Source organism: Polynucleobacter sp. AM-26B4 (assembly GCF_018882285.1).
In the GTDB taxonomy this organism is placed as follows: Bacteria; Pseudomonadota; Gammaproteobacteria; order Burkholderiales; family Burkholderiaceae; genus Polynucleobacter.
Genome location: NZ_JACVOT010000001.1, coordinates 1,323,640 through 1,349,648 on the forward strand (window position 1 = coordinate 1,323,640; position 26,009 = coordinate 1,349,648).

Below are 26,009 nucleotides of genomic sequence, written 5' to 3' on the forward strand. Positions count from 1 at the left end.
CATCATTTAATTATCAATCTCATTGAATCTTTAGGAATTCAGTAATGAAAAAATACAACATCCTCTTTTTGTGTACGCACAATTCAGCTCGTTCAGTTTTAGGTGAGGCGATTGCCTCTACTCATGCCAGTGGTCGCTTTGTGGGCTTCTCAGCAGGCTCAACACCTGGCACCAAGGTCAATCCTTTTGCCGCTGAACTTGCTAAAGAAATGGGATACCCAGAAGAAAAGCTATCTTCAAAAAGCTGGGATGTTTATGGCAAAGAAGATGCTCCTCAAATGGATTTCATCATCACGGTGTGCGATAACGCAGCCGGTGAAGTTTGCCCATTCTGGCCAGGTAAACCAGCAACTGCTCACTGGGGCTATCCAGACCCATCACAAGTGCAGGGTACTGATGATGAGAAGAGACGTGCATTCAAAGAAGTCATGGTTGGTCTAAGAAAGCGCATGGATATCTTGGCGGCAATGCCTCTAGAGAAACTAGATGCGATGACCATCCAGTCTGAACTTAAAAAACTTGCTGAAGTTAAATAAGAAAAAAATATAAAAAATAAGCAATAAACAACAAGAGCTAAATTAAAAAGAAAGAAACACCATGGGTTTATTTGAGCGTTACTTAACGGTTTGGGTTTTTTTGTGTATTTTGGTAGGGATTGGAGCTGGCCAATTAATGCCAGATACTTTCCAGGCAATTGGTCGTCTAGAGTTTGCACAAGTCAACATACCTGTAGGTTTTTTGATATGGGTCATGATTATTCCGATGCTGCTTAAGGTTGACTTTAAAGCCATGCACCAAGTTAAGAATCATGTCAGAGGCATTGGGGTCACTTTATTCATTAACTGGTTGGTAAAGCCATTTTCAATGGCATTTTTAGCCTGGTTATTCATCCGCCAATTATTTGCACCTTACTTGCCAGTAGATCAAATAGACAGTTACGTTGCTGGCTTAATTTTGTTAGCAGCAGCACCATGCACTGCGATGGTTTTTGTTTGGAGTCGATTGACAAATGGTGATCCACTATTCACTTTGTCCCAAGTAGCATTGAATGATGCCATCATGGTTGTTGCATTTGCCCCATTGGTTGCTTTTTTATTGGGTATGTCAGCGATTGTTGTTCCTTGGGATACTTTGGTGACTTCAGTCGTGCTTTACATAGTCATTCCTGTATTGATTGCTCAGTGGCTTAGACACAGTTTATTGTCTCGCGGCCAGGAGACTTTTGATTTGGCCATGAAAAAAATTGGACCTTGGTCAATCTCTGCGTTACTAGCAACGCTTGTCTTATTATTTGCATTTCAAGGTGAGGCCATCATTGCTCAGCCTCTTGTGATTGCACTTTTAGCTGTGCCCATTTTGATCCAGGTATTTTTTAATTCTTCCCTGGCGTACTGGCTAAATCGTCGTTTAGGTGAAAAACACAGTGTTGCTTGTCCGTCAGCCTTGATAGGGGCTTCTAATTTCTTTGAATTAGCTGTTGCTGCAGCAATTAGTTTATTTGGATTCCACTCTGGAGCAGCTTTAGCAACAGTGGTGGGTGTTTTGATTGAAGTTCCTGTCATGCTGTTGGTTGTGAAGATTGTCAATCAAACTAAACCTTGGTACTGCAAAAACACCTAATTTAAAGTTTCTAAAACATTATCAATTACATGATTTGTGTCATCAAACCCCCGTTTTGACACAATTGTTTACTCTAAATGGTCCTTTTTTAAAGGACCATTTTGGTTTAAATCATTGATTAAATTAGATATTTAAGTAAATTACTAGAATTAATCAGCCTATTTGTGAATGTCACAAAACTTTCATATAGACTAGGTAAAGTCCTCTGTGTCGCGTTGTGCGTCATTGAATGAGGAAATATTATGAAAGCATTATTTACAAAATCTTTAGTTGCTGGTGCGATTGCACTTTCAACAGTTACTTTAGCTCTAGCAGCCGATATCACAGGTGCTGGTGCTACATTCCCTTACCCAATTTATGCAAAGTGGGCTGAGGCTTACAAAGCTAAAACTAAAAACGGTTTGAACTATCAGTCGATTGGTTCATCTGGTGGCATCAAGCAGATCAAAGCTAAAACAGTTGACTTTGGTGCTTCTGATAACCCAGTTAAATTTGAAGATTTAGAAAAAGATGGCATGGTTCAGTTCCCAGCGATCATCGGTGGTGTTGTTCCAGTCATCAACGTTGATGGTATCAAGCCAGGTCAAATCAAAGTAACTGGTGATGTATTGGCTCAAATGTTCTCTGGTTACATTGTTAAGTGGAACGATAAGCAATTAGCTGACTTAAATCCAGGTGTTAAGTTGCCAGACGCAAACATCACAGTTGTTCACCGTGCCGATGGTTCAGGTACAACAGCGATCTTCACTGACTACTTGGCAAAAGTAAACGCTAACTGGAAAAAAGATGTTGGTGCTGGTGCAGCAGTTAAGTGGCCAGCAGCTTCTTCAATCGGTGGTAAGGGTAACGAAGGTGTTGCTGCTAACGTGAGCCGCGTGAAGAACTCAATCGGTTATGTTGAGTATGCATATGCTAAGAAAAACAACATGACTTTCTTGCAGATCAAAAACAAGAATGGTCAATTCGTTGCTCCTGATGACGAGACATTTGCAGCTGCAGCTGCAGGTACAGATTGGGCAAAAGTTCCAGGCATGGGTACATTCATCACTGATGCTCCTGGTGCTAAGTCATGGCCAATCACTGGTGCATCATTCATCTTGATGTACAAAGAGCCAGGTAACAAAGCAAATGCAGCAGAAGTATTGAAGTTCTTTGACTTTGCTTTCAAAGAAGGTAAGAAGATGGCTGCTGACTTGGACTACGTGCCAATGCCTGACGCTACAACAGACTTTATTCGTAAGAATGTTTGGACAAAAATTAATACTAAGTAATTGAACTCAATTACCTAAGTATTAGCGAAGTATGTTTGTAAAAGGTAAAAGCCCGATGTCGGGCTTTTACTGTTAATTTAGGAACTATATGAATACCAGTCGGTCTTCTGATATGTTGACACCGCAGGCAGAAAAAGTCTTAAGAATTCAAAAAATTCAGGACTTCATCTTCCACAAATCAACATTATTTTTTGCTTTATCAGTGCTCATTGCATTGGTTGGCATCATCATATCTTTGATCATCAATGCTTGGCCAGCTCTCAGTGAATTTGGCTTAGGCTTTTTCTTCACAATTGAATGGGACATCATCAATGGTCAATTTGGTGGTCTTATTGCTGTCTTTGGCACGGTGGTCACTGCGTTAATCGCTTTAATTATTGCTGTACCGCTGAGCTTCGGTGTTGCGGTATTCCTAACTGAGACATGCCCAGTACCATTGAGACGTCCTCTCGGTACGGCCGTTGAGTTATTAGCAGCTGTGCCATCAATTATTTATGGCATGTTCGGTTTATTCATTTTTGCGCCATTATTTGCTGAATATATTCAGCCTGCTCTTGCAGCCTCTTTGGGGCAGGTTCCTGTATTGGGTTATTTGTTCACTGGTGCATTCAACGGTATCGGCATTTTGTGTGCCGGATTAATTTTGGCGATGATGGTTTTGCCATTCATTGCATCTGTGATGCGCGATGTATTTGAAATTGTTCCGCCAGTCTTAAAAGAATCTGCTTACGGTATTGGCTGCACCACTTGGGAAGTCGTGAATAAGATTGTTTTGCCTTACACCAAGACAGGTGTGATTGGCGGCATCATGTTGGGTCTTGGACGTGCCTTGGGTGAAACCATGGCAGTGACCTTCGTGATTGGTAATGCGCATAAATTAAGTGCTTCATTGTTTTCTCCTGGTAACTCGATTGCTTCAACATTGGCCAATGAATTTGGTGAAGCGGAGCCAGGTTTACATTACGCCTCATTATTTTCTTTAGGTCTTGCTTTGTTTGCGATCACGTTCATTGTGTTGGCAATTGCAAAGGTCATGTTGGCGCGTATGGAAGCAGGACAAGGTAAAAAGACATGATGAATAACGTTAATCAAGCAATTTACGCAAAGCGTAAACGTTCAAATTGGATCGGTTTAGCCCTTTCAATGTTTTCAATGGCATTGGGTATGATTTTCTTGCTCTGGATTTTGAGTATTCTTTTTTATAAGGGATTCTCAGCCATTGACTGGAATATGTTCACACAAAGCACGCCAGCTCCGGGTTCGGAAGGTGGCGGCTTGGCCAATGCGATTGTCGGTAGTTTATTGATCGTGGCATCGTGTACTTTGATCAGTACGCCGATTGGTGTGATGGCGGGTATTTATTTGTCTGAATATGGCGCTGGTAGCAAAATTGCTGCTGTTACTCGATTTGTTAATGACATCATGTTGTCTGCACCATCGATTGTGATTGGCTTGTTTGTCTACGCTATTTATGTCGCTCAGGTTAAACACTTCTCAGGATGGGCAGGAACAATTGCTTTGTCACTGATCGCTATTCCTGTGGTGGTTAGAACAACTGAAAACATGTTGCAATTAGTGCCAATTTCATTGCGTGAAGCAGCCTACGCATTGGGTGCTCCTCGATGGAAAGTGGCTTTTTCAGTAACCCTGACTGCAGCAAGAGCAGGTGTGATCACAGGCATTTTGTTAGCCTTGGCTCGCGTCAGTGGTGAAACAGCTCCATTGCTCTTTACGGCATTGAATAATCAGTTCTTCTCGACCAATATGAATGCCCCAATGGCGAACTTGCCTGTGGTGATTTTCCAGTTTGCCATGAGCCCTTATGACAACTGGGTTGATTTGGCGTGGGGTGCTGCTTTGTTAATCACATTGGTTGTTCTCGGTCTAAATATTTTGACTCGAGTAGTGTTTAGAGAAAAAGTTCAAAGTTAAATCGCATGAGAAATTTATTTGATGTTGACCAAATTCAAGGAAATGTAATGAGTGATACAAATTTAAATCAAGATACTGCATTGAAGAATGCCTTAGAAATTAAAAACCTTAATTTCTTTTACGGTTCATTCCAGGGTCTTAAGAACATTAATTTGAACATTGCTGAGAAGCATGTCACAGCCTTTATCGGACCATCAGGTTGCGGCAAATCTACTTTGCTCAGGACCTTGAACCGCATGTATGACTTGTACCCAGGTCAACGCGCTGAGGGTGAAATTAATTTCTATGGCAATAATATTTTGGACCCCAAGCAAGATTTGAACTTATTGCGTTCACGCATTGGCATGATTTTCCAAAAACCAACACCATTCCCAATGTCTATTTATGACAACATTGCTTTTGGTGTGAAGTTATATGAATCTTTGTCACGCGCTGAAATGGATGAGCGTGTCGAGTGGTCATTGACCAAGGCGGCTTTGTGGGACGAGGTTAAGGACAAGTTGAACCAAAGTGGTTTGTCTTTGTCTGGTGGTCAGCAACAGCGTTTGTGTATTGCTCGTGGGGTTTCTGTTAAGCCTTCTATCTTGTTGTTAGATGAGCCGACTTCAGCCTTGGATCCAATTTCCACTGCAAAAGTAGAGGAATTGGTTCACGAACTGAAAAAAGACTATACGATTGCCATTGTGACGCATAACATGCAACAAGCGGCCCGCGTTTCTGACTTCACAGCCTATATGTACTTGGGCGAGATGATGGAGTTTGGTAAGACCGATGAGATCTTCCTGAAGCCAAAACGCAAAGAAACTGAAGATTACATCACTGGCCGCTTTGGTTAATACAAGAATTTAGGAGACTGATATGCCCGATAAACATTTATCCTCACAATTTGATAACGACCTCAATGCCCTTTGTGGCAGCTTGCTTGAAATGGGCGGCTTGGTAGAGTCACAGGTATCCATGGCGATGAGAGCGTTCGCTCAATTAGATGGCGACTTGGCCGACCAAGTGATGGTTCGTGAAGCCGAAGTGAATGATTTTGAAATCACGATTGACCAAGCTTGTACTGAGTTGATCGCACGTCGTCAACCAACAGCGAGAGATCTTCGCTTGGTAATGGCAGTTTCTAAAGCCATCACAAACCTAGAGCGCGCAGGTGACGAGGCGGATCGTATTGCTAGACGTACCAAACATATTTTGGAAGACAGCGCTTCACACAGCATCAATACTGCAGAAATTCGTTTGTCTGGTCAGATGGCTGTGTCTTTATTGCGCAGAAGTTTGGATTGCTTTGCTAGATTGGACACCAAGGCAGCTGCCGAAGTGGTCAATGAAGACAAGCAAATCGATGAAGAATTCAAAGCCTTTGTGCGCAAACTAACAAGCTACATGGCTGAAGATCCAAGAACCATTTCTGTAGGTTTGGACATGTTATCGATTGCTAAAGCAGTTGAGCGCATTGGTGACCACTCAAAGAACATTGCTGAATTTGTGATTTATATCGTAAAAGGAACTGATGTTCGTCACTTGCCACATGAGCAATTAACACAAGAGGCTAATAGCTAATTTATGGCAAGCAGTATTTTAATTGTTGAAGATGAGCCTTCGATTGCTGAGTTAATTGCAGTTAATCTCAGTCACGCAGGCTTTTTACCTGTCAGAGCATTTCAGACGGAGCAAGCTTCTCAATTAATGAAAGAAGTTTTGCCGGATTTGGTGGTCTTGGATTGGATGTTGCCTGGTAAATCAGGCGTTCAGTTTGCAAAAGAGCTGAGAGCTAATGAGCGAACCAAGGATATTCCGATCATTCTTTTGACTGCTCGCAGTGAAGAGATGGATAAGATTGCAGGTCTAGAAGCTGGTGCAGATGATTACTTGACCAAACCTTTCTCACCAAAAGAATTGGTGGCGCGTATTCGTGCAGTGCTCAGAAGACGTTCTCCACAATTGGCCGATGAAGTGGTGCAAATCAATAATCTGCGTCTAGATCCTGTGGCTCACCGTGTTTTAGCCAACAATGGTGTGGATGAAGTGACTCTTGACTTGGGCCCTACAGAGTTTAGATTGCTTCATTTCTTCATGACCCACCCAGAGCGTGTCCATTCCAGAGGCCAGCTTTTAGACAAGGTGTGGGGTGATCATGTGTTTGTTGAAGAACGCACTGTGGACGTTCACATCAAGCGCTTAAGAGCTGCCTTAGCCCCATCAAATTGTCAGAACTTGATTGAAACAGTTCGAGGCAGTGGCTATCGTCTGACTAAAACACCGGTGACTCAGTAATCCCTTACTTGGTGTTGGGTACTCAGAAATAATTGATTTTGTAGGGTGCTATCAGAGATAGTGCCCGCTCAAAATAATCACCCAAGTCAAACCGCACAGAAGTAGGGCCAGCATCACAGCAGCACTGCCAAAGTCTTTGGCTCTTTTAGATAAATCATGAACTTCAAAAGAAATGCGATCAATCGCAGCTTCTACGCTTGAATTCAATAGTTCAATGATCAGTACCAAGATCACTGATGCAATCAAAAGAATCTTCTCAATCGGTGTCACAGGCAAGTAAATTGCCAATGGAATTAAGACCAGGCTCATGCCCAGTTCTTGGCGAAAGGCGCTTTCTTCATTGAACGCATAAATGAGGCCATTCCAAGAATTGATGGCTGCACGAAATGCTCGTGTGATGCCTTTATTGCCTTTGTGAGGATTGTCTTCTATTTTGTATTTTTTCATGTTCAATCTGAAGCAAATAAAGAACATTAAGCAACAAAACTATGACAACTTGATGTCACATCAAATTCAATTACTTCTGTTACTCACTAGGACTTGCTTGTATTTTTCAGGTAAATCCAAATCAAAATAATGAGCACTGGTTTTGATTAACTGATATTCAATTGATTTATGAAGTTCAGTGCTAACGGGTTCATTTGGCTGCATCATATCTTTCATAGAAAAGTAAATTTTGTACTCTTGGGCCATGTCGATGAATCCTTATTCAAATCTCATGAGAAGTCATGGAGAGAAGCTTACGCAGGATTTTTGACAATCCGATGAAGGATTCAAGAACTTTTAAAGAGCCATTAAAATAGGGCTTGAGAGGCGGATATCACCATTTCAGGGAATGAATAAATCTTGAATTTTTATTGTTTTTCAAAGACTTGTTAATATTCACACTATGTTGTCGCTAAAAACTCGTTTAATCACGATTTTCTTAATCGTTTTCCTAATTTCTTGGTTAGTGGGCGAGATATTTGGATTGCTTGAAGGCTTACTGGCAGCAACAATCTGCTTGAGCTTATTACTCATTCATCAACTTTGGCACGCTTCTAGACTTAGTCGTTTATTGTTATCTCCCAATTATGGGGAAGTACCTAGTGCTTTAGGCATTTGGGGGGAAATCTATTACCGCTTACACAAGTTGGTGCGCTCTTGGCGGGATCAAGTTCTAGAAATTGAACAGCAGCACAGTCGTTTTATTCAGGCTGTTCAAGCCACCCCTAATGGTGTGGTGATGCTCAACGAGGATGACCAAATTGAATGGTGTAATGGCATTGCTGAGCAGCACTTTGGCATCAATGCCAAACGCGACGCCATGCAACGCGTCACCCATATTTTGCGTAAACCTGCTTTCGTGCAATACATCATTCGTCAAAACTATCGTGAACCAGTTCGTTTAAATAATATGGGGACGTTTGAGCAATTTAGCTTGGATGTGCAGATTTTCCCTTATGGCGATAAGCAAAAACTTCTCTTGTCTCAGGATGTATCTCAAATCGAGAAAACTGATTCAATGCGCCGAGACTTTGTGGCCAACGTCTCTCATGAGCTCAAAACTCCTTTGACTGTTTTATCAGGATTCTTGGAAACTGTTCAAGAGCTTGAGTTAAATGAAGAAGATCGAAAGAAATATTTGGATTTGATGAGTGTTCAAACAGGTCGCATGAAAACCCTGGTTGAAGACCTATTAACATTGGCTAAATTAGAAGGAAACCCAGAACCTCCTGTGACCCAAGTTGTACCAATGGGAGTGATGCTTTCTCGCTTGCAATCAGATGCTCAAGGTTTGTCGCAAGGTCGTCATCAGATTGTTGTGGAAAACAATAGCCAGAAAAATGTTCTTGGCGACGATTTAGAACTTTATTCTGCCTTTGGCAACCTGGTATCAAATGCCGTGCGCTATACGCCGGATGGTGGAAATATCACGATTCGTTGGTCTGACTCAGGCGATGAAGCCATCTTCTCAGTGATTGATACTGGAACTGGTATTGCTCAAGAACATATTCCGCGTTTGACCGAGCGTTTCTATCGCGTGGATCGCAGTCGTTCAAGAGACACCGGTGGTACTGGCTTAGGCATGGCCATCGTCAAGCATGTCATCAGCCGTCATCATGGAGAGCTCAAGATTGAATCAACACTGGGTGTTGGCAGTGAGTTTTCTTTGAGCTTCCCGCAGCAACGCATTGCCTTATAACTGATTGGCATACAAAACTTCTTATTAGTTAACTCAAAGAGTTAACAGTTGTACTAATTCTTTTTGACCAATGTATTCGACTGAAGTCGCACGTTTCTTGGTCTGATGGTAGTGACCTTGATCATTCATGAGCCAAGCAGTCGAATTATCTTTCAGCAGCATCTGGAAGCCTTCTTTGATCACCCGAGCTTTGAGTTTTTTATCAAGCACTGGGAAGGCTACTTCAACTCGTCTGAAGAGATTTCGATCCATCCAATCAGCGGATGATAGATATAAAACCTCATTACCAAGAGCATGGAAGTAATAAATCCGGTGATGCTCTAAGAAGCGTCCAATAATCGATCTGACTTTGATGTTTTCTGATAAGCCAGGTACACCTGGCTTTAGTGCACACACGCCTCGAATGATCAAATCAATCTTAACGCCAGCTTGAGAGGCTTTGTACAGCTCTTGAATGATGGTTGGTTCAAGAAGGGCATTCATCTTCGCCATGATGTGAGCCTTTTTGCCTTGTTTGGCGTTTCTGGCCTCACGACGAATGTGCGCAATCAATTCTGAGTGCATCGTAAAAGGAGACTGCCAAAGGTGCTTCAGTTCAACTCTGCCTCCTGAACCTGTGAGTTGCATGAACACATGGTGCATATCTTCACACATCGCTTGATCAGCCGTCATCAAACCAAAGTCACTGTATAACTTGGCAGTTCTTGGGTGGTAATTGCCTGTTCCCAAATGAGCGTAGCGCTTCAGAACTTTCCTTGCCTTACTTCGACCTGAAGCAGGTATGGTTTCTTGACGAACAATCAACAACATCTTTGCATGACACTTGTGACCAACCACGCCATATACAACGTGTGCACCAACTGCCTCCAGCTTTGCTGCCCACGCAATATTGGTTTGCTCATCAAAGCGTGCCAATAACTCAACCACCACGGTTACTTCCTTACCGTTACGAGCGGCTTCCATGAGTGCATCCATCACCAATGATTGTTCGCCTGTGCGGTAAACAGTTTGTTTGATGGCTAGAACATTCGGGTCTTTGGCTGCCTCTTGAAGCATTTTTAAAACTGGGTCAAAGCTTTCATAAGGGTGATGCAACAAAATATCTGACTGAGATATTTTTTCAAAAATAGTGTCACCAGGACTGCCAGCAATTGACTGTTTTGGGTTGTGAGGTTTGAACTTGAATTTTGGAATATCGACTAAATCAGGGATTTGTACCAAACGTACCAAATTCACAGGACCGTTCACTCTGTAACAGTCTGAATCTTTCAATTTCTCTACTTTTTGTAAATATTCCTGAAGTTCTGGCGGCATCTCGGCCGTGATCTCTAAACGAACAGCGTCGCCCAAGTGACGGGTCGGTAATTCGCCTTGAAGTGCGGAGCGTAAATCGGTGATGTCATCTTCAGAAACAAATAAATCAGAATTACGGGTCACTCTGAATTGGTGGCAGCCAGTGACTGTCATGCCTTTAAATAAATCAGGAACAAAGGCTTGAATAAAAGAAGAGAGCAACACAAAGCCATGAGGGCCTGTGCTCAAATGCTCTGGTAAAGGCACCACGCGAGGTAGAGACCTTGGTGCTTGCACGACTGCTAATTTTGGTTTTCTGCCAAATGAATCTTTTCCTTCCAAAGTCACTAAAAAGTTCAAGCTTTTGTTGATGACTTTCGGAAATGGATGGGCAGGATCTAAAGCGATAGGGGTGAGTAGTGGCACCAACTCTTTATCAAAAAATGTTTTCCCCCAGCGCTTGATCTCTGGGGTCCATTCTGTGCTTGGGAAAAACTTAACGCCAGCCTTGTCTAACTTTGGAAGAATGTCTTCTTGAAGTAATTTAAATTTTCTTTCAACCAAGGCATGAGCATTTTTAGTGATGATGTCGTAGGCTTTTTTGATCTGCAGACCATCCGGCGTGAGATTTTTGGGATTACTTTTCATTTGTTCTTTGATTCCAGACATTCTGATTTCAAAGAACTCATCCATATTGGATGAAACAATACAAATGAAACGTAAACGCTCTAAAAGAGGTGTTTTTGGATCTTCAGCCTGTGCCAACACCCTTGAATTAAACTCTAAGGCACCTAATTCTCTGTTGAGTAATGGAATGTTTGAGCTGGGGGCTGTGGCGAGGCTAGTTAATTGCATATTTATCATTTTGACTAAGCTCTATGTCAAAAATATGACAAATCTATCAATCAATTTTGTCATCACGCTGTCATATTGACGTCATAATCTATGCAGTAAATAAATAAAAGAAAATGAAGTGAGTTCTAACCATTCCAATTCCTCTAATGCGTCAAAAGAACTGGTTGCCGCTGTCGATTTAGGCTCAAACAGTTTTCGGATGGTCATCGCTAAGGTCATTCATTCTGCATCCGGAACGCAATTGCAACCCATTGATACATTGAGAGAATCAGTCAGGATGGCTTCTGGTCTTAGTGAAGATAAAAAGCTAGATCAGAAATCCATCCAAAGGGGTCTAGCCGCAATACATCGATTTGGTGACCGTTTGCGTGGCTTTAATCCCAAGCAAGTTCGCGCTGTGGCAACCAATACCCTAAGAGTTGCCCGCAATGCTGATGACTTTATTCGTGAAGCAGAAAAACTCTTGGGTTTTCCAATTGAGGTGGTGAAGGGGCGAGAAGAGGCGCGCTTGATTTACATCGGTGCTTCGCACGATGCGCCTGCTTGTGATGAAAAAAGGTTTGTCCTTGATATCGGTGGTGGTTCTACAGAATTCATCATTGGGGATGGTTACGAGCCAAAACTTCTAGAGTCTTTATATATTGGCTGCGTTTCTTATAGTCAAAACTTTTTCCCGGGCGGTCTAGTTGATGCCCATTGCTTCAAGCAAGCAGAGTTATCAGCTCGTCGAGAAATTGAGGCAATCACAGGCCAGTTCTTAAAATCAGGTTGGAAGCAGTCGATTGGTTCTTCAGGTACTGCCCGAGCGATTGCTGAGTTAATTGCGCAAAATGGCTTTAATGGTCCTCCTCATGAGTTGCCAGTGGATGACATGGGTGGTCTGATCACCAAAGAAGGCTTATTGGCACTCAAAAAATCTTTGATTGAATCTGAGTACATTGATCGATCCACTTTGTTAGGTCTTAAGAATGATCGTCGTCCTGTGTTGCCTGGCGGATTGGCCATCATGTTGGCAGCCTTTGAAGAACTTGGCATTGAGCGCATGGAAGTCACTGAAGCAGCGCTTCGATTAGGCGTCCTTTACGACCTGATTGGGCGATCTCAGCACCATGACATGAGATTCGTCACGGTTGAGCAGTTCATGCAACGCTATGGCGTGGATCGTCAGCAAGCCCAAAGGGTGAGTAAGACAGCGCTTCATTTTTTAAATCAATTCCCTGAGCCTAAGCATGAGAACCGCAAAGACAATGAGCAGATTCTTGCCTGGGCTGCAAAGTTACATGAGATTGGCTTAAGCATCACACACAATGGCTATCACAAGCATTCAGCCTATATTGCAACCCATGCGGACATGCCTGGTTTTTCTAAGCTTGATCAAGCAAGACTGGCCGCATTACTCTTGGGTCATACAGGCAAGCTTGGGAAAATCTCAGTGACATCCAATTACATTGATTGGCGCATGTTGTTCAGTCTGCGCTTAGCCCATGTGCTTTGCCGTCGCAGAACGGATGAAGATGTGTCTGAGATTGTTGTCAAAGAGCAAGAGGCTGGATTCATTGTCAAGATATCAAAATCTTGGACCAAGAAGAATCCGCTCACACAATTTGGTTTAGAAAAAGAATCGGCCGATTGGAGAAAAATCGGCCGAGAACTGACTATTGAAATTGTTTGATCAAGCGACTTTCATCGCTTAATTTTAGATACTTAAGATCTTAACTACTCAAATCTTAGTTACTTCCTAAAAAGTGCTTAGCGTATCTTGGATGAATGTCATCCAGTCTTAGCATCGTCAAGAAGTCAGCTGTGTTGAAGTCTGGGTCCCATGCTGGATTGCCACACACTTTAGCGCCTAATCTGAGGTAACCCTTGATCAATGCTGGCGGCTCAACTTCTAAGCTGCTGTTTAGTTCTTCAATTGGCAACGCCAATCTTGGGAAAACACGGTATTCAATATTAGATAAATGTTGATCGTTGTTTAACATTTTGGCTAAGCTGGCTGCGTAGTGGCCACCATCGCCCATTTGCACGCTGGCACAACCCAACAAGATTTCATAATTATTAGTTTTCATGTACTGACCAAGACCGCTCCAGAGAGCCATGATCACGCCACCAGAGCGATAGTCATGGTGGACACAGGAACGGCCTACTTCTACCATTTTGTGGCGTAAGTGTCGTAAGCGAGTTAAATCAAACTCTGAGTCTGAGTACAAGCAACCCATTTGTTTAGCTTGGTGTGGCGGTAAAGCTCTGTATGTGCCAATCACCTTGAGTGTTTCATTGTCACGAACGATCAAGTGATCACAGAAACTGTCAAAAATATCCACATCTAAACCTTCTTTTGAAGGTTTAAGGTTCGCACCCATCTCTTCAGCAAAAACCTTGTAGCGTAGACGCTGAGCTTCTTTCACTTCATCTTGGTGTCTTGCCCAGCTCACGCTGATTGGTGATGCTTTACTGGTTTGAACAGCAGGGGCCTCAACAGTTTTGTTGCTTTTTTTACTTGTTGAGTTTTGATGAATACGGGTGATTTTTTCTTTGATGATTTTATGAAGAGGGGCAATCCTCTCAGACATGGTTTTCTTAGAATTTTTATTTAGAAAAGAGTCTGTGATTGAAGATAGTGGATTTGGTAAATCGCTCATTTATTTGCCTGCTTATTGTTGATATGTCATCAATTTATTCACTCAATATGTCATGCCAATGACGGAGATTTGACAGTTGTGTGACTTTCAATTGGTTTTAAATAGCTCACAAATTGTTGGCTGGCCACTCGCCAAGAAAACTTCTCTGCATGAGCCCTGGCAACTTCACGAGGAATCTTCAAAGCTTCTAAACAAGCCTCACGCAAATCTGTATTCATCGCACCAGATTGGGAGTTTCCAAGCACATCAATCGGGCCGGTCACTGGGTAGGCGGCCACAGGTGTGCCACAAGCCATTGCCTCTAGAAGTACCAAGCCAAATGTATCGGTTTTACTAGGGAACACAAACACATCCGCCGCCGCATAAACTTTGGCTAATTTTTCTTGTTGCAATACGCCTAGGTAATGAACTTCTGGGTACTTTGCTTTAAGACCATTCAAGGCTGGACCATCTCCAACCACCCATTTAGAGCCTGGTAATTTAAGTTCTAAAAATGCCTCAATGTTCTTTTCTACTGCCACTCGTCCCACATACAAAAATATAGGGTGTGCAGAATTGAGTTCTTTGGATTCTTGAATCTTGAAGATCTCTAAGTCAACGCCTCTGGTCCAGAGAACCACATTTGTAAAACCGTAAGACTCTAAGTCATCAATCACCACTTGGGTCGGGGCCATCACAGCCAAGGATGGATCATGAAACCAACGTAAAAACTTATAAGTGATCGCCAATGGAATGCCGGTGCGGGCTTTGACGTATTCAGGGAAGCGCGTGTGATAAGCCGTTGAAAATGGTAGCTTGTGTTTTAAGGCATACGCTCTGGCAGCAATACCCAAAGGGCCTTCAGTCGCAATATGGATGGCATCAGGAGCAAAAGCTTCCATCTTTTGACGGACTTTTTTTCCTGGGAAAAGTGATAAAGAAATGTCTGGGTAAGTAGGGCAAGGAATGGTCTTAAATTCAAGTGGGGTGATCATGTCAATCGTGTGCCCCATCTTCTTTAATTCGTGCATGGTTTGCTTGAGGGTTCTCACCACGCCATTAACTTGGGGTTCCCAAGCATCAGTCACAATCATGATGTTCATTTAATTGTCTCCAGTAATTGTTCTTGAGTCATTGATATTTCAGTTTTAGTCACGCTGATGGTGACCGTTTCAGTGTGGGTAATCGCCACAGGGTCGGGAAGTATATGTGGCCAATGCACAATTTTTAATGTGCCATTCGCCGTTTCAACCAAGGCAGTCAAGCTCTCAACCCAATCGCCATCATTGCAGTAAAGCAAGCCATCAATCTCTCTGATTTCAGCCTTATGTATATGACCGCAGACCACGCCATCACAATTTCTGATTCGGGCTTCGCGGGCCATGATCATTTCAAAGTCGGCAATAAAGCTCACAGCATTTTTGACGGAGTGCTTTAGATATTGCGAGAGTGACCAGTAATTAAGGCCCATCCGTGCGCGGATTTTGTTGAACCAGCGATTTACCCAGAGAATGAATGTGTACAAGGTATCGCCAACATAGGCCAACCATTTGGCATATTGCATCACGCTGTCAAACAAATCGCCATGGGTGATCCAGAGACGCTTGCCATCGGCAGTGATGTGAATCACTTCTTCTTCCACTCTGATGTCGCCAAAGCTCATGCCAAAGAATTGACGGGCCATCTCATCATGATTGCCCGGTATGAAAATGACTTCACAGCCTTTTCTGGCTTTGCGGAGTAATTTTTGAACCACATCATTGTGGGCTTGTGGCCAAAACCAGCGCTTTTTTAATTGCCAGCCATCAATGATGTCGCCAACCAAATAAATCTTGTCAGCATCATTGTGTTTTAAAAAATCGAGAAGATAATTTGCTTGGCAGCCTGTGGTGCCTAGGTGAACATCAGAAATCCATATCGCGCGGTAATGATTCATGAGTTCACATTGGGCCCGACCTATTTGAAACTATGATGTCAACTTGATGTCATATTCGTGACACAGAAATATGCCAACATCCCCAACATGAAACCATTTTTTCTTGTCATCCACCTGGTATCTGCCATTCTGAAGTGCGCAATATTCCCTGTTTTGCCAGGCAAGTTGCGCAAGAAATTGGTTCAGAGCTGGTGCATTCGTTTGCTCAGAATCCTGAAGGTGAAGGTCATCATTCATGGAGATCCTTCAACTCTATTTGGTACCCAGCCATATTTATTAGTTTCTAATCACATATCTTGGCTGGACATTCACATCCTCAATTCGATTCGACCGGTGATCTTTGTTGCCAAAGCAGATGTTTCAAAGTGGCCAATCTTTGGTTATCTGGCCAGCATGCTGGGAACCATTTTTCTTAAAAGAGAAAAGCTGTCTGATATCAAACGAGTGATTCAGCTCATGAAAGATAAATTTGCTAATCAGGAAGTGGTGGCTATATTTCCTGAAGGAACTTCTTCTGATGGAAAAGCAGTGCTGCCATTTAAATCAAATTTATTCGAGTCAGCCCATCAGGCGCATGTGGATGTTTTGCCCATCACGATTCAATACACAGAAAACAATCAATATTCAGATCGAGCAGCTTTTATTGGCGACATGGAGTTGATTGACTCTATTAAAAACATCCTAAAAACAGATCATTTGGTGGTGCATGTCTATCTCTCAGACAAACTACCAGCTCATTTGACCCGCCAAGAATTGGCCTCCCAAGCACACCAGCTGGTGGCCTCAAAGGCCTGATTCTATTTGGTTTACCCCGGATTATTTGCCAACAAACTGCCCATGGGTTACAATATTGGTCTTAGTCGGAGTGTGGCGCAGTCTGGTAGCGCACCTGGTTTGGGACCAGGGGGTCCAAGGTTCGAATCCTTGTACTCCGACCACTTTCAAATAGCATCACTCGATGCACCATCTTCATAAATTCTGCAAAACATCTTTCAATCAAAGATTGTTGAGTCTTTGCGTCATCGCACTTGATTTGTTGCATGGCAGCATCGTTATATCAACATTTTATTGAAATTATGTCTACTATCTGACCTAGACGTAAGGCTAATAACAGATTAGTTTTGTCTAATACTATTTATAAAGATTTCAAAAATTAAATATGTCATTTGTAGAAGATTCCCAGATTAACTTTGCCAGCTTTCCGACTGATCAGCTCATTGAGTTAAGTTATGTCAGTCAAGCAACAAATGATATGGGTATTTTAGGTTTGATGAACTTGCTTGAAGATGCGGTTCATAAAAACAAACGCAATTGCATTACTGGTGCTTTGTTCTATGACAACCGCATCTTTGGTCAAATCATTGAAGGCTATCCTCAGCATGTTGAACTAATTTGGAAGGGCATTACTGCCGATCCGCGCCATAAAGAAATACAGGTCCTAGATATCACTCCTTTACAAAAGCGCCGCTTCAGTAACTGGTCGATGAAGTTCTATGGTTTAGATGAGATCAGCCAATACGTGCCAGAACTCAAAATGGGCTTAAGAGATGGTTCCGCAACATTACCAAGCGAGATACTGACCTTGATGAGATCGGTCAGTAATCAAACGGATGATGCTAAAAATCAAGATCAAACAATCTGACTGAATAAAGTTAACTCAGTAAAGTTAATTTATTGAAGTTAACTTATTAAATCCAAAATTTTCTCAGGTGGACGACACAAGGCACCTTGATCACCATTGATGGCAATAGGGCGGTTCATCAAAATGGGGTGTTGCAGCATGAACCCAATCAAATCTTCATCACTCCATTTGGGATTACCCAAGTCTAATTCATCAAAAGGTGTGCCTTTTTGACGCAAGATGTCTCTGACTGACCCGCCAGTGGCTTTGATGATGTGACGCAATTCGGCTTCTGACGGTGGATTGTTCACATACAAAACCACTAGATGGGGTTCGCCAGAGTTCTCAAGGATTTCTAGGGCATCACGAGAGGTTTTACATTTTGTGTGGTGATACAGGGTGATCATGGCCAAACTCTTATAAGAAGATGAATTCTCATGATTATCGTATATGAGCCAGGTCTTTTAGACCTCCGCTATAATCTAGCTCTAATCAAAGACTGCCCATAGCTCAGCTGGATAGAGCACCGCCCTTCTAAGGCGTAGGTCGCACGTTCGAATCGTGCTGGGCAGGCCAAATCTCAATCTTATTAAATACTAATCTCAAACATTTCGCTCTTCAATATAATTGCATAGCTAACTAATTTATGCTACCATGCTCACATGTTTGAACAATGCCTTTATTTCAATACCACTTCACTGGCTCGTCAGTTAGAGCGAGAGTGGACTCAAGCATTCAAGCCATTTGGCTTAACTCCATCTCAGGCCTTCATGCTCAGAGTGGTGATAGATCAAGCTCCTTTATTACAAAGTGAACTTGCTACCGAGCTCAATATCACTCGTCCCACAGCTAGCAGATCTATAGATGGCCTGGAGCGTCTTGGGCTGATCAAAAGATCCAGTTCAGATCGAGATGGCAGAGAACAAGAAATACATCCCACAGCCAAAGGTCTAGCACTCAAAGATTTCCTTAATACAGCCAGTGGAGAAGTGAGCAAAAAGATGAAGAAATTGTTGGGCTCAAAAGAATTCGAAAGTGTAGTTACTCAAATGAGGTCTATCGCATCAGCCCTCAAATGAGCTTTTTTATTTTATTAATAGTTGTATAGCTAACTAATTGGAGAAAATATGCCTATCCTGAATGTAAAAGTAAGTGCCAAGAAGTCACCAGAGTTAACTCAAAAGATTGCTGATTTGTTGTTGGATCTAACCAGCAGAATTCTTAAAAAGAAACCCGAAGTCACTGCCATTGCTATTGAATATGTGGAACCAGATGCTTGGGTGGTAGGAGGGCAATTGTTGAGTAAACAAGGTAAAAACAGTTTTTATTTCGATATCAAAATAACCGACGAAACCAATACTAAGGATGAGAAGGCTCAGTACATCCGAGAGGCTTTTAAAGGATTTGAACAGCTATTGGGAAATCTCCATGAAGAAAGCTACATCTATGTACAGGATGTCAAGGCTGCTAGTTATGGGTATGGTGGATTAACTCAAGAATACAGATATCACAACTAAAAAAGTCGGGAAAACCGACACTACTTTGTTGGGCCTATATTATTGAAACTAAGTTAAAAACTCAAAGGTTCTCTAATGCCAATCTGGTTACAAATTGTACTAGGTATTTCTGCGCCGGCTATTGCTTATTTTGGTGCATACATCAGCTATAAACAATGGCAACTAGGTAGGTACAAGTTAAAACATGACTTATTTGAAAAGCGCTGGCTAATCTATGCCGCTGCTCATGATGCAATCGCAGTATTTCTAAATGGCACAGAAGAGGACAAGCTCAATCAATACAAAAACCTAAAAGTGAAAATTGTTGGAGCTAATTTTTTATTTCCAGCGGATATCTGTAATTACATAAATGAAATTGCAAATCGAATGTATGAGTTAAAAGTTATGGAACATAAAATTCGTGCAGGGGTTGAAAGTCGTGAAGATGCTATTCAGGCCCATAAAGTTGAGTATCAGTGGCTTGAAGATCAGCCCAGAGTTTTAGCTGAAAAGTTAAAGCGTTATTTAGATTTAACGATTTAATTGTTTGTTGGATATTCCGACATTTGATCATCGTTTCAAATGAAGCAAATTCAATAGGTGTCTGGTTACGGGACAATTACTTATGATGAATTCATTTCATTAATTTGATTCCGCCCTGGGCCACCAAGATTCTATAAACCACCTTCGGGTGGTTTTCTTTTTGTACTTAACAAACTTGAATTTCCACATATTTGCAACAAGTACGAACTCGTACTATAATGGTACGTATACAGACTAATATTAAAAGGAATTGAGATGAGTTTCTTGCCATTAATTAAAGAGCTAGCAACTACCTATCAGGCATTTGAGAGCTATTCAGCTGCTCACGTAAAAGAGCTGGGGTTAACAACGACCCAGTTTGACATCTTGGCAACTTTAGGAAATCAGCCTCCGATGACTTGTAAGGAGTTAGGCGATAAGACATTAATTCTTAAAGGAACCATGACGGGAGTTTTAGAAAGAATGGAAGCAAAAGGACTGATTGAAAGAATTCCCAATGAAGATGATGGTCGCAGCTACAAGATTGGCCTTACCAAACCAGGAGATAAGTTATTTAAAAAAGCATTTCCAGAACATTTGCAGTATTTGGGAAAAGCATTTGGCAAGTTAAGCAACAAAGAAATAGAGCAAGCCGTAAAGACATTAAAAGCAGTCAAAACCATTTTTAATTAATTCATAAAAGGGAAATCACATGAAAACATATCAAAACACATTAAACCTCTTGGGTCGCCTACTAATCGTAGCTTTGTTCTTGCCTGCAGGCCTATCAAAAGTTACTGGCTTTGACGGAACGGTTGGCTACTTTACGTCACTGGGTATGTTTTTACCAACATTGGCGGTGATCATTGCAATTATTGCTGAAGTAGCGGGTGGTTTAGCTTTGCTTGTGGGCTTTAAAACTCGAATCGTAGCAATTTTGTTAGCAGTCTTTACATTAGCCGCAACGATTATTGGTCATGCTTATTGGGCTGCTCCTGCGGATGCAGCATTCATCCAACAACTCTTATTCTTTAAGAATATTGCGGTCATCGGCGGCCTGATGGTTCTCGCTTCATCTGGCGCTGGCAAATTTAGTATCGATGGCTTTAAAGACTCCAAGTAATCCTGATAACAGACTTTAATTAAAGGATATCTAATGACTAAAATTCTACAAATTAAATCCAGCATTTTTTCTGCTGGTGGCCAATCAGGTCAATTAACGGACACTTTTGTTAAAAACTTGGTTGCCAAAAATGCAAACTCTGAAGTGATTGTGAGAGACTTTGCTAAAAATGGGGTTCCGCATCTAGATGAAGCTCGCTTCATGTCCTTCATGACAAAACCAGAGGAGCGAAGTGCCGAACAAAAGGCGGTAGTAGCCTATTCCGATGCGCTGATTAAAGAGCTTAAAGAGGCAGATGTGATTGTGCTGGGATTACCCATGTATAACTTAGGAGTTCCATCAAATCTCAAGGCTTACTTTGATCATATTGCTCGTGCTGGCGAAACTTTCAATTACACCGAATCAGGTCCAGCGGGCCTAGTTACAGGTAAGAAGGCTTACGTGGTGGCCACTCGAGGCGGCAACTATCAGGGTACGCCTTATGACACCCAAACCGATTACATCAAAGTATTTCTGGGCTTTATTGGTATTACTGATGTGGAGTTTGTGTATGCCGAAGGCCTCAACATGGGTGAAGAGCCTAAGACTACGGCATTGGAAAGTGCTCGCTCACAGTTAGAGAAAAAAGCAGCTTAATACCTCTATAACCAAAAAGGTCCGAAATGTTACAGCTCAGAAAATCAGATGAACGTGGCTATGCCGATCATGGCTGGCTCAAGAGCTTTCACTCATTTTCATTTGCTAATTACTATGATCCAAAATTTATGGGTTGGGGAAATTTACGAGTGATTAATGAAGATCGTATTGAGTCTGGTCGTGGTTTTGGTGATCACGGTCACCGTGATATGGAAATCATTAGTTATGTGTTATCGGGTGAGCTTGCACATAAAGACAGCATGGGTAACATCAAGGGAATTCCTCCTGGGGATGTTCAGCGTATGAGTGCTGGGACAGGAGTGGTACATAGTGAATTCAATCACGCTCAAGGCAAGCAAACCCATTTTTTACAAATTTGGATTGAGCCTAAATTTACTGGTGTACGACCTGGTTATGAGCAAAAGACAATACCATTAATTGAGAAACAGGGTAAGTTGCGCTTAGTGGCTTCATTAAATGGTGAAAATAATTCAGTCAAAATGAATGCCGATGCCAAGCTCTATGCCGGCCTATTTGATGGTGATCAAAAGGCAGCCTTAGACATTAATCCTCAGCGCAAAGCCTATGTCCACTTGATTAAAGGATCGCTTGAAGTCAATGGTCAGGAACTTGAGAGTGGTGATGCGGTGATGCTAGCTGAAGAAAATCAAGTCTCAATTTCACATGGAAAAGATGCCGAAGTATTGGTCTTTGATTTGGCACCAAATTAATCAAGTGAATCAGTTTGATTGAGTAAAGTATTGATTTTCGATCTATGGACAAACTAGATAGAACACAACCATCAAATCGCATGCCCACTTGGTACATTCCGCATGGGGGAGGTCCTTGCTTTTTCATGGACTGGAATCCGCCGCATGAATGGGACAGAATGGCCACATTCCTCAGAGGTTTATCATCAACTTTGCCAAAAAAACCTAAAGCAATTGTGATGATTTCTGCTCATTGGTTAGAGGAAACTATCACGGTTACTGGGTCATCAAATCCCGAGCTTATCTATGATTACTACGGTTTTCCAGCACATACTTATGAGTTGCAATATCCAGCAAATGGTGACCCTGAGCTAGCGCAAAAAATAGTTCAACTTTTGGAAGTCGCAAATATTCCAGCCAAGATTGATCCATCTCGTGGGTTTGATCATGGCATGTTTATTCCAATGATGTTGATGTTCCCTGATGCTGATATCCCAATAGTTCAGGTTTCTCTCAATAGTAATTTAGATCCGCAAACTCAGATGAATCTTGGTCAAGCACTAGAGAAACTTCGTGATCAAGGAATATTGATTATTGGCTCTGGCATGAGTTTTCATAACATGCGTGCTTACGGCGATCCTCGATTTAGTCCTGTTTCAGATGAGTTTGATGATTGGCTCACTAAAACTGTTGAATCTGAACCTAAAGAGCGTCATCAAGGATTAAACCAATGGGCAAATGCCCCATCTGCAAGACTATCCCATCCCCAAGGACAAGAAGAGCACTTATTGCCACTGATGGTTGCCTCGGGAGCAGCATATAAGGAAGGAGGTCATAGAGTATTTTCTGATCGGGTCTTAGAGACAACTATTTCAGCCTATGTGTTTGGGCAATAAAAAAGAGCATCAGTGACTGATGCTCTTCATAACGCTTTTGAATTAATTGATTAGCTTGCTTGTCCAACCGGAATTGATGTGAATCCTTGTGGTACCTCGTGACTAGATTCAATGATGTCGCCTATCATTTCAGCGGTCGCTGCTGAAAGCGTCCAACCCAAATGACCATGACCTGTGTTGTAAAACACATTTGATTTCGAGCCTTTTCCAATTTTTGGCATCATGTTAGGCATCATTGGTCTTAAGCCTGCCCAAGGCACTACTGAGCGAGTGCTGACTTTGGGGAAGCATTGGTTGACCCAGTCAATCAATGGCTTGATACGATCAGCACGAATGTCGCGATTGACCCCATTGAACTCTGCCGTGCCTGCCACGCGGAAGCGATCAACACCCAATCTGCTGGTGACTAGCTTTGTTTCATCATCAAGCAAGCTCACCATTGGGGCTCCTGCCTGACTCTGGACATCATTCAGATTGACGGTGATAGAGTAGCCTTTGACTGGATAAATATTGACATAGTCACCGAGTTGACTAGCAAGTTGACGGCTTGCAATGCCTGCGCAAACAACAATATTGTCAAATGTCAATTCTTCAAGCTCGCCATCTTTTTTCATGATAACTTTTACTGTATCTCCATCAGAATCAACTTCGATAACTTCACAGTCGTAGATGGTTTTTACACCTCTTTTTTCGGCGGCCAAAGATAAACCATGAGTGAACTTATGGATATCACCAGTTGAGTCACTTTCAGTGTAGTAGCCACCATAGTATTGACCGGATAGAGTTGGCTCAATACCAATAATCTCTTGAGGTGAGAGTGATCTTCTTTCTAGACCACCTTGAGCCAATAATTTAGATACCTTTGCAGCATGATCAAATCCTGATTTATCACGATAGATATGCAAGATACCTTCTCGTTTTAAATCAAAATCAATCCCTTCATCTTGCGCCCATTGAAACAAATACTTTCTGGCATCAATCGCAAGTTTCGTGGTTGCAGCGGTATTTTTTTCATATTGAGGAATAGCAGCCATGAATTCTGCAAACCAAGAAATCTTATGCCAGCTAGGTTTCATATTGATCAGCAGTGGGGCATCTTTTTTGAAGATCCACTTCATGCCTTTAAGAATAGTGCTCCAGTGATTCCATACTTCAGCATTAGATGCGGAGAGTTGACCACCATTGGCAAATGATGTCTCCATAGCACTGTAACGATGTCTTTCGAGCAAAGTTACTTTAAAGCCTCGTTTTGCTAATGCGTAAGCTGTTGTGACACCTGTGATGCCACCGCCAATGACTACAAAGTTTTTCATGAATAGCTCCAAAACGCCAAAGGGGTTGAGCGCACTAGAAATTTCTAATGTGCGCCCCCTCTGTTTTGGACCTGAGAGATTCACAAGCTAAGCTTGCTTGCTCCTGCGGTACCCTGGCAGACGTTCATTGCCAGAGACTCTTCAGAGTTTTTAATCAGATATCGGTTCTTTTGCCTGAGAGTTTCCGGGGCGGTTGCTCCTTCGGCGCCAACAAGTGGTCTCTCCCGATATCAAATTTCATTCTAGTTACAACAAATACAACTGTCAAACAAATTCATTTATCAATCTTTTGTTAAAGCTCCATAAAAGCCCTAACGAAAGATCATCAATGAGAATCCGAAAACTCTCATTGATGAAACTACATCTTAAAACGACTTTGCTGCATCAAACATCACACGAAGACCCGCTGTGACGGCTAATTGATTGTCTTGATAGCCTGTTACATCACTACGTAAACCACCTTTAGCTTTTTGATAATCAACAATGCCGTACAAGCTGACATATTTATTCATGTCATATTGCAAGTGCGTAACAACGGAATCAACTTTACCGACTTTCACACCTTCTTTTTGATCCACATTGTAGTAAGACAAGGTGTATGTCCACAAAGGTTTAAAGTTGTAAGCCATACCAATATTGCTCACATTAACTTTACCAGTGTTTGCACTGCCAGTTAAAACAGAATTGAAGTATGCTTCAGCTGTTGCAGAGCCTCCCGCTCCAGCTGGGTTATATCCGGCATCTGCAGTTAAGATGTGGTGTGCGGCTACAACTGATACTTGACCAAAGTTATAGCGACCACCAATATTCCAGATATCCATCTTTTTATTTCTAGCATCGTTGGTAGTTTGATATGTTGTGACAGCAGTTAACTTATCTTTCTTGTAGCCCAAGCTAACGTTCTGAGTGCTACCTGCTTTGACGTCGCCATCGTTATCACCGAATGCATAACCTACACCATAATTAAAATCACCTTTGGTGTTGGTGTATTTGACGGCATTATCTAAACGACGAGTACCGCGAGCTGTTGAATATAGAGTGGTTAGAGGATTGGGACCATATGCATCAATTGTGGTTGAGGTGCCAGAGCTATTAAGTCTAGTTGCATTACTATCTGCGCCATCAAGTAACCCAGCCACGTCTAATGCACCAGAAAATAGGGCATCAAGACCAAAGGTATTGTCACGACCTAATTTAATCGTGCCCCATCCATCTTGAGATATAGAAACAAATGACTGACGGTCAAATGTCTTTCCTGAAACAGTGCCGCCTGAGTCTGCAAGAACTGTGCCTTCTAAAACAACACCGGCCTTGGTGCCATTACCTAGATCATGATTGCCACTCAAACCCCAACGACTGCCACCCAATGCGCTGTGATAGAGATCTGCACTTTGGCCGCCTGAATGACCATCCCATGTTCTAACGGCATTATCTAATCTGCCGTAAACAGACACCGTGCTACTTTGTGCGCTGACTAAGCCTGAACAGGTCAGAGCTGCAGCTGCAACTAACACTAACTTTTTCATAATTAATCCTTTTATCAATCGCCGGCCAACATGACCCAGCGGTGATAGAAGGTTAGTTGTTTGTGTTGGTGAAGTCCAAGACCAAGTTAGTTGGCGCTTAATACCTAGAAGGTATGTTACATGCTCGTTAAACCCTAATAGTTATGAGTATTCTTAATGGACTCTATGCAAAAAAT

Annotated in this window: 29 protein-coding genes, 2 tRNA genes and 1 riboswitch; of the genes, 22 read left to right on the forward strand and 9 right to left on the reverse strand. The window is 42.2% G+C overall.

Going from position 1 to position 26,009, the window contains the following annotated elements:
* Positions 1-44 precede the first annotated feature (44 nt).
* From ICE88_RS06670 to phoB, 8 genes are all read left to right on the forward strand, one after another.
* Positions 45-536, forward strand: coding sequence for an arsenate reductase ArsC (locus ICE88_RS06670; protein ID WP_216250844.1), 492 nt, complete (start codon positions 45-47; stop codon positions 534-536).
* A gap of 61 nt (positions 537-597) precedes the next feature.
* Positions 598-1,620, forward strand: a complete 1,023-nt coding sequence (arsB, locus tag ICE88_RS06675) for an ACR3 family arsenite efflux transporter (protein WP_216250847.1) — start codon at positions 598-600, stop codon at positions 1,618-1,620.
* A gap of 242 nt (positions 1,621-1,862) precedes the next feature.
* Entirely contained in the window at positions 1,863-2,891 is a 1,029-nt protein-coding gene (pstS, locus tag ICE88_RS06680; RefSeq protein ID WP_216250850.1) for a phosphate ABC transporter substrate-binding protein PstS, read from the forward strand.
* Positions 2,892-2,979: 88 nt separating this feature from the next.
* Entirely contained in the window at positions 2,980-3,966 is a 987-nt protein-coding gene (gene pstC / locus ICE88_RS06685) for a phosphate ABC transporter permease subunit PstC (RefSeq protein WP_216250853.1), read from the forward strand.
* A complete protein-coding gene (pstA, locus tag ICE88_RS06690) occupies positions 3,966-4,823 on the forward strand; it encodes a phosphate ABC transporter permease PstA (protein WP_370624435.1) in 858 nt (285 codons plus the stop codon). Before pstC ends, pstA begins: the two co-directional genes overlap by 1 nt.
* A 47-nt stretch (positions 4,824-4,870) precedes the next feature.
* On the forward strand, positions 4,871-5,659 hold the full coding sequence (gene pstB, locus ICE88_RS06695; RefSeq protein ID WP_216250859.1) for a phosphate ABC transporter ATP-binding protein PstB: 789 nt from the start codon (positions 4,871-4,873) through the stop codon (positions 5,657-5,659).
* A 22-nt stretch (positions 5,660-5,681) separates the two neighbouring features.
* Positions 5,682-6,386 (forward strand): phosphate signaling complex protein PhoU, encoded by a 705-nt coding sequence (gene phoU, locus ICE88_RS06700; protein WP_216250862.1) that lies wholly within the window; start codon positions 5,682-5,684, stop codon positions 6,384-6,386.
* Between the two features lie 3 nt (positions 6,387-6,389).
* On the forward strand, positions 6,390-7,100 hold the full coding sequence (gene phoB, locus ICE88_RS06705) for a phosphate regulon transcriptional regulator PhoB (protein WP_216250865.1): 711 nt from the start codon (positions 6,390-6,392) through the stop codon (positions 7,098-7,100).
* A gap of 51 nt (positions 7,101-7,151) precedes the next feature.
* Here the strand turns inward: phoB and ICE88_RS06710 are convergent, their stop codons facing one another.
* Both ICE88_RS06710 and ICE88_RS06715 read right to left on the reverse strand, forming a co-directional pair.
* Complete coding sequence (locus ICE88_RS06710) at positions 7,152-7,547, reverse strand: diacylglycerol kinase (protein ID WP_255535245.1); 396 nt, start codon at positions 7,545-7,547, stop codon at positions 7,152-7,154.
* 66 nt (positions 7,548-7,613) lie between these two features.
* Positions 7,614-7,793, reverse strand: coding sequence for a hypothetical protein (locus ICE88_RS06715; RefSeq protein WP_216250870.1), 180 nt, complete (start codon positions 7,791-7,793; stop codon positions 7,614-7,616).
* 196 nt (positions 7,794-7,989) lie between these two features.
* On the opposite strand from ICE88_RS06715, the gene phoR reads away from it, so the two are divergent.
* Positions 7,990-9,285 carry a phosphate regulon sensor histidine kinase PhoR gene (phoR, locus tag ICE88_RS06720; protein ID WP_216250873.1) on the forward strand — a complete coding sequence of 432 codons (1,296 nt, stop codon included), beginning with the start codon at positions 7,990-7,992 and terminating at the stop codon, positions 9,283-9,285.
* A gap of 33 nt (positions 9,286-9,318) precedes the next feature.
* On the opposite strand, the gene ppk1 is transcribed toward phoR, so the two are convergent.
* Complete coding sequence (gene ppk1, locus ICE88_RS06725; RefSeq protein WP_216250876.1) at positions 9,319-11,433, reverse strand: polyphosphate kinase 1; 2,115 nt, start codon at positions 11,431-11,433, stop codon at positions 9,319-9,321.
* A 199-nt stretch (positions 11,434-11,632) separates the two neighbouring features.
* Between ppk1 and ICE88_RS06730 the strand changes: the two genes are divergently transcribed.
* Positions 11,633-13,105, forward strand: coding sequence for a Ppx/GppA phosphatase family protein (locus ICE88_RS06730; protein ID WP_216250879.1), 1,473 nt, complete (start codon positions 11,633-11,635; stop codon positions 13,103-13,105).
* A gap of 55 nt (positions 13,106-13,160) precedes the next feature.
* On the opposite strand, the gene ICE88_RS06735 is transcribed toward ICE88_RS06730, so the two are convergent.
* The 3 genes from ICE88_RS06735 to ICE88_RS06745 are packed head-to-tail and all read right to left on the reverse strand — an operon-like array spanning position 13,161 to position 15,990.
* Positions 13,161-14,075, reverse strand: a complete 915-nt coding sequence (locus ICE88_RS06735; protein WP_255535246.1) for a GNAT family N-acetyltransferase — start codon at positions 14,073-14,075, stop codon at positions 13,161-13,163.
* A 50-nt stretch (positions 14,076-14,125) separates the two neighbouring features.
* On the reverse strand, positions 14,126-15,157 hold the full coding sequence (locus ICE88_RS06740) for a glycosyltransferase family 1 protein (RefSeq protein WP_216250881.1): 1,032 nt from the start codon (positions 15,155-15,157) through the stop codon (positions 14,126-14,128).
* Positions 15,154-15,990: a UDP-2,3-diacylglucosamine diphosphatase gene (locus ICE88_RS06745; RefSeq protein WP_216250884.1), complete on the reverse strand. Its 837-nt coding sequence runs from the start codon at positions 15,988-15,990 to the stop codon at positions 15,154-15,156. Before ICE88_RS06745 ends, ICE88_RS06740 begins: the two co-directional genes overlap by 4 nt.
* A gap of 87 nt (positions 15,991-16,077) precedes the next feature.
* Between ICE88_RS06745 and ICE88_RS06750 the strand changes: the two genes are divergently transcribed.
* From ICE88_RS06750 to ICE88_RS06760, 3 genes are all read left to right on the forward strand, one after another.
* Positions 16,078-16,785: a 1-acyl-sn-glycerol-3-phosphate acyltransferase gene (locus ICE88_RS06750; RefSeq protein ID WP_216250888.1), complete on the forward strand. Its 708-nt coding sequence runs from the start codon at positions 16,078-16,080 to the stop codon at positions 16,783-16,785.
* Between the two features lie 66 nt (positions 16,786-16,851).
* A tRNA-Pro gene (locus ICE88_RS06755) sits at positions 16,852-16,928 on the forward strand.
* Positions 16,929-17,149: 221 nt separating this feature from the next.
* Positions 17,150-17,632 (forward strand): BLUF domain-containing protein, encoded by a 483-nt coding sequence (locus tag ICE88_RS06760; protein ID WP_216250891.1) that lies wholly within the window; start codon positions 17,150-17,152, stop codon positions 17,630-17,632.
* 38 nt (positions 17,633-17,670) lie between these two features.
* Here the strand turns inward: ICE88_RS06760 and arsC are convergent, their stop codons facing one another.
* Complete coding sequence (gene arsC, locus ICE88_RS06765) at positions 17,671-18,018, reverse strand: arsenate reductase (glutaredoxin) (RefSeq protein WP_216250894.1); 348 nt, start codon at positions 18,016-18,018, stop codon at positions 17,671-17,673.
* A 92-nt stretch (positions 18,019-18,110) separates the two neighbouring features.
* Between arsC and ICE88_RS06770 the strand changes: the two genes are divergently transcribed.
* The 9 genes from ICE88_RS06770 (at position 18,111) to ICE88_RS06810 (ending at position 22,994) form a co-directional block, all read left to right on the forward strand.
* Positions 18,111-18,187: transfer RNA gene (locus ICE88_RS06770), tRNA-Arg, on the forward strand.
* Positions 18,188-18,273: 86 nt separating this feature from the next.
* A complete protein-coding gene (locus ICE88_RS06775) occupies positions 18,274-18,690 on the forward strand; it encodes a MarR family winged helix-turn-helix transcriptional regulator (RefSeq protein WP_216250897.1) in 417 nt (138 codons plus the stop codon).
* A 48-nt stretch (positions 18,691-18,738) separates the two neighbouring features.
* A complete protein-coding gene (locus ICE88_RS06780) occupies positions 18,739-19,128 on the forward strand; it encodes a 4-oxalocrotonate tautomerase family protein (protein ID WP_216250900.1) in 390 nt (129 codons plus the stop codon).
* A 75-nt stretch (positions 19,129-19,203) separates the two neighbouring features.
* Positions 19,204-19,650 carry a hypothetical protein gene (locus ICE88_RS06785; protein WP_216250903.1) on the forward strand — a complete coding sequence of 149 codons (447 nt, stop codon included), beginning with the start codon at positions 19,204-19,206 and terminating at the stop codon, positions 19,648-19,650.
* A gap of 255 nt (positions 19,651-19,905) precedes the next feature.
* Entirely contained in the window at positions 19,906-20,322 is a 417-nt protein-coding gene (locus tag ICE88_RS06790; protein ID WP_216250905.1) for a MarR family winged helix-turn-helix transcriptional regulator, read from the forward strand.
* A 19-nt stretch (positions 20,323-20,341) separates the two neighbouring features.
* Positions 20,342-20,752 (forward strand): DoxX family protein, encoded by a 411-nt coding sequence (locus tag ICE88_RS06795; RefSeq protein WP_216250907.1) that lies wholly within the window; start codon positions 20,342-20,344, stop codon positions 20,750-20,752.
* 33 nt (positions 20,753-20,785) lie between these two features.
* Positions 20,786-21,388 (forward strand): FMN-dependent NADH-azoreductase, encoded by a 603-nt coding sequence (locus ICE88_RS06800; RefSeq protein ID WP_216250909.1) that lies wholly within the window; start codon positions 20,786-20,788, stop codon positions 21,386-21,388.
* 26 nt (positions 21,389-21,414) lie between these two features.
* Entirely contained in the window at positions 21,415-22,119 is a 705-nt protein-coding gene (locus ICE88_RS06805; protein WP_216250912.1) for a pirin family protein, read from the forward strand.
* Between the two features lie 44 nt (positions 22,120-22,163).
* On the forward strand, positions 22,164-22,994 hold the full coding sequence (locus ICE88_RS06810; protein WP_255535247.1) for a class III extradiol ring-cleavage dioxygenase: 831 nt from the start codon (positions 22,164-22,166) through the stop codon (positions 22,992-22,994).
* Positions 22,995-23,044: 50 nt separating this feature from the next.
* Here the strand turns inward: ICE88_RS06810 and ICE88_RS06815 are convergent, their stop codons facing one another.
* Positions 23,045-24,307, reverse strand: a complete 1,263-nt coding sequence (locus tag ICE88_RS06815) for a D-amino acid dehydrogenase (RefSeq protein ID WP_216250917.1) — start codon at positions 24,305-24,307, stop codon at positions 23,045-23,047.
* Between the two features lie 152 nt (positions 24,308-24,459).
* A riboswitch (glycine riboswitch) is annotated at positions 24,460-24,544 on the reverse strand.
* 128 nt (positions 24,545-24,672) lie between these two features.
* Positions 24,673-25,833, reverse strand: coding sequence for a porin (locus tag ICE88_RS06820; RefSeq protein ID WP_216250921.1), 1,161 nt, complete (start codon positions 25,831-25,833; stop codon positions 24,673-24,675).
* Positions 25,834-26,009: the final 176 nt, after the last annotated feature.

What these genes read in the sequence shown, in the direction of transcription:
- ICE88_RS06790 (WP_216250905.1), top strand. Translation starts at nt 19,906, where the DNA reads ATGAGTTTCTTGCCATTAATTAAAGAGCTAGCAACTACCTATCAGGCA.
- ICE88_RS06730 (WP_216250879.1), top strand. Translation starts at nt 11,633, where the DNA reads ATGGTCATCGCTAAGGTCATTCATTCTGCATCCGGAACGCAATTGCAA.
- ICE88_RS06780 (WP_216250900.1), top strand. Translation starts at nt 18,739, where the DNA reads ATGCCTATCCTGAATGTAAAAGTAAGTGCCAAGAAGTCACCAGAGTTA.
- ICE88_RS06795 (WP_216250907.1), top strand. Translation starts at nt 20,342, where the DNA reads ATGAAAACATATCAAAACACATTAAACCTCTTGGGTCGCCTACTAATC.
- arsC (WP_216250894.1), bottom strand. Translation starts at nt 18,018, where the DNA reads ATGATCACCCTGTATCACCACACAAAATGTAAAACCTCTCGTGATGCC.
- ICE88_RS06715 (WP_216250870.1), bottom strand. Translation starts at nt 7,793, where the DNA reads ATGGCCCAAGAGTACAAAATTTACTTTTCTATGAAAGATATGATGCAG.
- phoR (WP_216250873.1), top strand. Translation starts at nt 7,990, where the DNA reads ATGTTGTCGCTAAAAACTCGTTTAATCACGATTTTCTTAATCGTTTTC.
- ICE88_RS06800 (WP_216250909.1), top strand. Translation starts at nt 20,786, where the DNA reads ATGACTAAAATTCTACAAATTAAATCCAGCATTTTTTCTGCTGGTGGC.
- pstS (WP_216250850.1), top strand. Translation starts at nt 1,863, where the DNA reads ATGAAAGCATTATTTACAAAATCTTTAGTTGCTGGTGCGATTGCACTT.
- ppk1 (WP_216250876.1), bottom strand. Translation starts at nt 11,433, where the DNA reads ATGCAATTAACTAGCCTCGCCACAGCCCCCAGCTCAAACATTCCATTA.
- ICE88_RS06775 (WP_216250897.1), top strand. Translation starts at nt 18,274, where the DNA reads ATGTTTGAACAATGCCTTTATTTCAATACCACTTCACTGGCTCGTCAG.
- arsB (WP_216250847.1), top strand. Translation starts at nt 598, where the DNA reads ATGGGTTTATTTGAGCGTTACTTAACGGTTTGGGTTTTTTTGTGTATT.
- ICE88_RS06735 (WP_255535246.1), bottom strand. Translation starts at nt 14,075, where the DNA reads ATGAGCGATTTACCAAATCCACTATCTTCAATCACAGACTCTTTTCTA.
- ICE88_RS06820 (WP_216250921.1), bottom strand. Translation starts at nt 25,833, where the DNA reads ATGAAAAAGTTAGTGTTAGTTGCAGCTGCAGCTCTGACCTGTTCAGGC.
- pstA (WP_370624435.1), top strand. Translation starts at nt 3,966, where the DNA reads ATGAATAACGTTAATCAAGCAATTTACGCAAAGCGTAAACGTTCAAAT.
- ICE88_RS06815 (WP_216250917.1), bottom strand. Translation starts at nt 24,307, where the DNA reads ATGAAAAACTTTGTAGTCATTGGCGGTGGCATCACAGGTGTCACAACA.
- ICE88_RS06810 (WP_255535247.1), top strand. Translation starts at nt 22,164, where the DNA reads ATGGACAAACTAGATAGAACACAACCATCAAATCGCATGCCCACTTGG.
- pstB (WP_216250859.1), top strand. Translation starts at nt 4,871, where the DNA reads ATGAGTGATACAAATTTAAATCAAGATACTGCATTGAAGAATGCCTTA.
- phoU (WP_216250862.1), top strand. Translation starts at nt 5,682, where the DNA reads ATGCCCGATAAACATTTATCCTCACAATTTGATAACGACCTCAATGCC.
- ICE88_RS06745 (WP_216250884.1), bottom strand. Translation starts at nt 15,990, where the DNA reads ATGAATCATTACCGCGCGATATGGATTTCTGATGTTCACCTAGGCACC.
- phoB (WP_216250865.1), top strand. Translation starts at nt 6,390, where the DNA reads ATGGCAAGCAGTATTTTAATTGTTGAAGATGAGCCTTCGATTGCTGAG.
- ICE88_RS06750 (WP_216250888.1), top strand. Translation starts at nt 16,078, where the DNA reads ATGAAACCATTTTTTCTTGTCATCCACCTGGTATCTGCCATTCTGAAG.
- ICE88_RS06710 (WP_255535245.1), bottom strand. Translation starts at nt 7,547, where the DNA reads ATGAAAAAATACAAAATAGAAGACAATCCTCACAAAGGCAATAAAGGC.
- pstC (WP_216250853.1), top strand. Translation starts at nt 2,980, where the DNA reads ATGAATACCAGTCGGTCTTCTGATATGTTGACACCGCAGGCAGAAAAA.
- ICE88_RS06740 (WP_216250881.1), bottom strand. Translation starts at nt 15,157, where the DNA reads ATGAACATCATGATTGTGACTGATGCTTGGGAACCCCAAGTTAATGGC.
- ICE88_RS06785 (WP_216250903.1), top strand. Translation starts at nt 19,204, where the DNA reads ATGCCAATCTGGTTACAAATTGTACTAGGTATTTCTGCGCCGGCTATT.
- ICE88_RS06805 (WP_216250912.1), top strand. Translation starts at nt 21,415, where the DNA reads ATGTTACAGCTCAGAAAATCAGATGAACGTGGCTATGCCGATCATGGC.
- ICE88_RS06760 (WP_216250891.1), top strand. Translation starts at nt 17,150, where the DNA reads ATGTCATTTGTAGAAGATTCCCAGATTAACTTTGCCAGCTTTCCGACT.
- ICE88_RS06670 (WP_216250844.1), top strand. Translation starts at nt 45, where the DNA reads ATGAAAAAATACAACATCCTCTTTTTGTGTACGCACAATTCAGCTCGT.